Source organism: Rhodoferax sp. ZS1R8 (assembly GCF_056521325.1).
This window is the reverse complement of record NZ_JBWMBA010000016.1, coordinates 1-3,995: the sequence shown is the minus strand read 5'-3', so window position 1 is coordinate 3,995 and position 3,995 is coordinate 1. Positions and strand designations below refer to the sequence as shown.

4 protein-coding genes and 2 pseudogenes are annotated in these 3,995 nt (G+C 52.4%); 3 read left to right on the top strand and 3 right to left on the bottom strand.

The window, feature by feature from the left end; translation table 11 throughout:
* Positions 1–7: 7 nt before the first annotated feature.
* The 3 genes and pseudogenes from AC097P_RS23190 to AC097P_RS23180 all read left to right on the top strand — a co-directional run.
* Positions 8–139, top strand: a pseudogene (locus tag AC097P_RS23190) (RHS repeat-associated core domain-containing protein); the annotation flags it as partial.
* Between the two features lie 258 nt (positions 140–397).
* Positions 398–988, top strand: a complete 591-nt coding sequence (locus tag AC097P_RS23185) for a hypothetical protein (RefSeq protein ID WP_479612804.1) — start codon at positions 398–400, stop codon at positions 986–988.
* 17 nt (positions 989–1,005) lie between these two features.
* The gene (locus AC097P_RS23180) at positions 1,006–1,395 is read left to right on the top strand and encodes a hypothetical protein (RefSeq protein ID WP_479612803.1); all 390 of its coding nucleotides are present in this window, start codon (positions 1,006–1,008) and stop codon (positions 1,393–1,395) included.
* A gap of 101 nt (positions 1,396–1,496) precedes the next feature.
* Here the strand turns inward: AC097P_RS23180 and AC097P_RS23175 are convergent.
* From AC097P_RS23175 to AC097P_RS23165, 3 genes and pseudogenes are all read right to left on the bottom strand, one after another.
* A pseudogene (locus AC097P_RS23175) lies at positions 1,497–2,482 on the bottom strand (IS3 family transposase); the annotation flags it as partial.
* A 212-nt stretch (positions 2,483–2,694) separates the two neighbouring features.
* The gene (locus AC097P_RS23170; RefSeq protein WP_479612802.1) at positions 2,695–3,063 is read right to left on the bottom strand and encodes a hypothetical protein; all 369 of its coding nucleotides are present in this window, start codon (positions 3,061–3,063) and stop codon (positions 2,695–2,697) included.
* A 1-nt stretch (position 3,064) separates the two neighbouring features.
* On the bottom strand, positions 3,065–3,995 hold a 931-nt coding region (locus tag AC097P_RS23165), incomplete at its 5' end, for an RHS repeat protein (RefSeq protein WP_479612801.1).

Here is a 3,995-nt window from a genome sequence, read left to right as displayed (position 1 = left end):
CATCCATATGAATGGGCGTATTTATGATCCGCTTATCGGTAGGTTCATGAGTGCTGATGACATCATTCAGGCGCCCACGGAACTGCAGTCGTTCAACCGGTATGCCTATGTTTGGAACAATCCGCTGAATTCGACGGATCCGACCGGGCATGAGAATTTTCATTTGGACGTTGTACACGTACTGGACTTTGGTTATAACGAGTGTTATCCCCGACTAGTGACAGTTAGAGGCGACCGAAGTCCATCCGCGGGATGGGGGACGTTGCGAGGCGACCAAATTGGCCTTTGGCGCGACCGTCAAGGCTCCCCCAGCTCCGGAGCGAGGGAGCCTGGAGGCGGCGGTTCAACAGCGGTAGGTACCTCACCTCCCGCCACATCTACGACCAGCAATCCGACTATGCCGACGATCTCTGTCGCACCTATGGTGACTCCCGTAGCGGCTACCGCTGTCGCGCCGATATTGGCAAGTGCGTTTGTAAAGGTTGAGACTTCACCAGCACCGATCCTCGTAAAGGCAGGGGTTTTGGTCGTAGCGACCGGCATACTGTTTTCCAAAAGCGACGATAAGGCGGCCTTGGCAGCGGATATATGGGCAGGATTCAAAGCCTGGGTATCTGGAGATATACCAACCAACCCTACCGCTAGCCTGAACGTTAATGCAGCACCTGAAGCGGGGGCAGACAGTGGAACACGAGAAGCCCCGATTCCGGGCGCGACTGGCGGAGAGCGAGTTGGTAACGGCCCACGGATTTGGGACAAGCCGTCGGCCAATCCTGTTGGCGATTCAAATGGCGACTTTGATAAGCTGTTTCCCAATGGCGATGGCGTGAGCGAAAAAGGGAATGGTGTTCGCGTTGGGACAGGACCAGACGGTGGGCGAGTGATTGTTCGACCGAGAAGTTCAGAAGGCTCTCGCAACGTGCCTACGATAGAGATTCAGAATCCCCGCGGTAAGGCTCTGGACAAGATTCGCTATCCGAAAAATTGAAGCAAAGCGAAATACCAATGCAACTCATTGATGCTGAGGCGGTCGAGACTATCTGCACATTCCAATCATCGGTGGACATTACCAACGTGCGTCTTGAATGGGGCGAGCTCGTTGTAACACTAATGTCTGGTGGAGATAGAAAGGTTGCGACGGTGAGGTTCAGTGAGGTCGCAGGTTTTAGGCTACTCGATGAAGGCAATCTACTTGAATTTTGGCCTGCGTGCGCAGCGGCAAACGGGTGGCTCTTTTTGATCAAAAAGAACGGCTGGTTTGACCTTGAGTCTTCCCGTCCCGGGTTTTTGCTGGAGAAAGGACTGGGCCTTTCAGAGTACTTTATCGCTAGTCAAAATAGTTGCCTAAGCGTCCTGTCAGGTGAGGCACCCACAGTTGAGACATACTCTATTTGAAGCCTTTCCAAGGCCACTCTGGCTATTGAATTGATAGCTGCCTACTCTGACCTGCCCCCTATAGACGTACCAACTTTTAAGCGGAAGTCCTGTTTGCAAGGTTAATCGATTTGCGTGGTGGTTGAGGTTTGAGTTGCATCGTTAGCGCGCTGACGATGCAACTCGGCGAACTTTGCCGGTGGAATACGCCCCAGACTGCTGTGTGGTCTGACTTCGTTGTAGTCCTGCCGCCATGTGCTGATGGTCGATCTGGCCTGTGGCAGAGAACAAAACCGTTGCTCATTGAGGCACTCATCGCGGAACTTGCCGTTGAAGCTTTCGATGTAACCGTTCTGCATGGGACGCCCCGGCTGAATCAGGATGTGTTGAATCCCATGACTGGCGGCCCAGGCCATGAATATCCGGCTGGTGAACTCCGGTCCATTGTCAGTTCGCACCACCAGTGGATAGCCTCGAAACACCGCGGCGCGGTCCAGTATGCGGGTGACGTACTGACCAGATATACCGTAGTCCACCGCAATCTCCACGCTCTCGAGGCTGGAGTCATCGGCCACAGTCAGGCACTTGATGCGTCGCCCGTTGGCCAGGCTATCGCTCACAAAGTCCATGCTCCACACCTCATTGATTGACTTGGCCAGTTGGAGTGGTATCCGCTCTGACAGTGGCCGCTTGGCCTTCCTGCGTTTGCGCACGGTCAGATTGGCCTCGGTGTATAGACGGTACACACGCTTGTGGTTCACGCCAGGAAACTCTGGGCGCAACAAGTCATGGATACGCCGGTAACCAAAGCGCCGACGCATCTGGGCGATCTCAATGATCTTGCCACTCAATTCCACCGTGGCTTGGTCTGGCTCGGGTGGATTGCGGTAACTGTCGCGGGAGAGCCCCACAAGGCGACACGCTCGGCGTTCGGACAGGTGGTGTTCAGCCACCATGCATCCAATCGCTTCGCGCTTCACTTGCGGGGCTAGCGCTTTACCCCAAGGACACTCTTGAGGGCGTGCATGTCCAGGTGGGCCTCGGCCAGCAGCTTCTTGAGCTTGGCGTTCTCACCCTCGAGCTCACGCAACCGGCGTGCGTCCGGCGCGAACCAATTCAATCATCTGTTCGCGAAACTGCGCCGGATACGGCTGCACGGGGGTTTGCGGTTTGGACACTTCGGACTCCTTCTGTTGGAACAATAAGGTGTCCGTGAAATGGAGTCAACTCCACCTAGACCAACTGAGCCCGCTGGCACTCGAGCAACTTCGAACTGGAAGTTGAAATATGTCTACGGAGGCGGGTGAAGTCCAGCAGAGATTATGCCAACGAAGACCTGGAGTTAAGGACCCCCGACAAAGTCGTATATAAAAATAACGGAATAGAAAGCACATGGCAATCCTCAATTGTTTTCACAGAAAACTCTACTGATTGACTTGGCAACTTTTGAGCTTTCATCAGCGACCTAAGATCAAGGAGATCCAATTCAACAATTTCGTCATACCGAAACTTCAAAGTCGATTTGCCTTGATACGAAATCCCGTCAGAAAACACCTGCACGATTGGTCCGTCATTCCAACAAAAAACTGCGGTACCGAGTTCCGGGTCTTCCAAGTGTTCCATCCAAGCCCCAAGACCCTGAGCGACCAAGGCTTCAAAACGTTTTTCCAACCAAAGAATACGTGACATATCAAAGTGCTTTCAACAACCCAAGAATCCCAGCGCGAGTAGCATCCACTGTGTAGTGGAAGACATCTCCAACCTTCATGCCAAATTTTCCAGCAAGCTCAGCATTTGAAAAGGTCCCATTGAATGTAAGTGTTGTTACCCCCTCTTTTGTTGCAAAGTCGAAAAGCTCAGTCAATGGGCGAAGCAGATCACGGCCACTTTCGATAGAAGAAACTGTAAGATTTTCAAATGTAAGGTTATTGCCGCTTTTAATGACGTTCTCAGCAATGAGGCCGCTGCGCCCGCCGTTGCTTGTGAATATTTTTTCACCGAGGTTAATTGCTTTTGAGGTACCGCCGATCGATCTAAGCCCGCTTAGGCCAGGTATCGCATTAAAGCTATTCGTTAAGTCGTCCCAAGTTGGATTCAACAAACGTGTCGTACCTTCCTCCCACCACTTCTCAATAGGTCCAGGTGCTTTACTGCCTGTTATGCACACCTGTGATGCGGCGTTACAGGTCAATGTCCCGGTTCCATTTCCCGATGGTGGCCCGTTGTTTGTATTGGTCGTATTTGAGTCGGCAGTGGGGCTCGAGGGAGGAGTTTCTGTAGAGTCACCCTGAGTGCTGTGATACCAGGCAAGAAAATTTTTCCAAGTCGCTCCGGGATTCGATGCGCTAAATCCGTGGAATATGTTCCACAGGCTTTGATCATTGTTGTTGCCCTCAGAACCCCACGCGTCAAACCCGCTAGGGTCTGTAAGTACCAGCGGCCTATTCATCACATAGCTATAGCGGTTGTAGTTTTGTAGGTCTTCAGGATTGGTTACATGTGAGTCAGCACTCATGAACCTACCGATAAGCGGATCATAAATACGCCCATTCATATGGATGACCCCCACCTCATCCAGGTGTTCGTGTTCGGTATATCCCCGATCCGTGTTCTTGCCCACG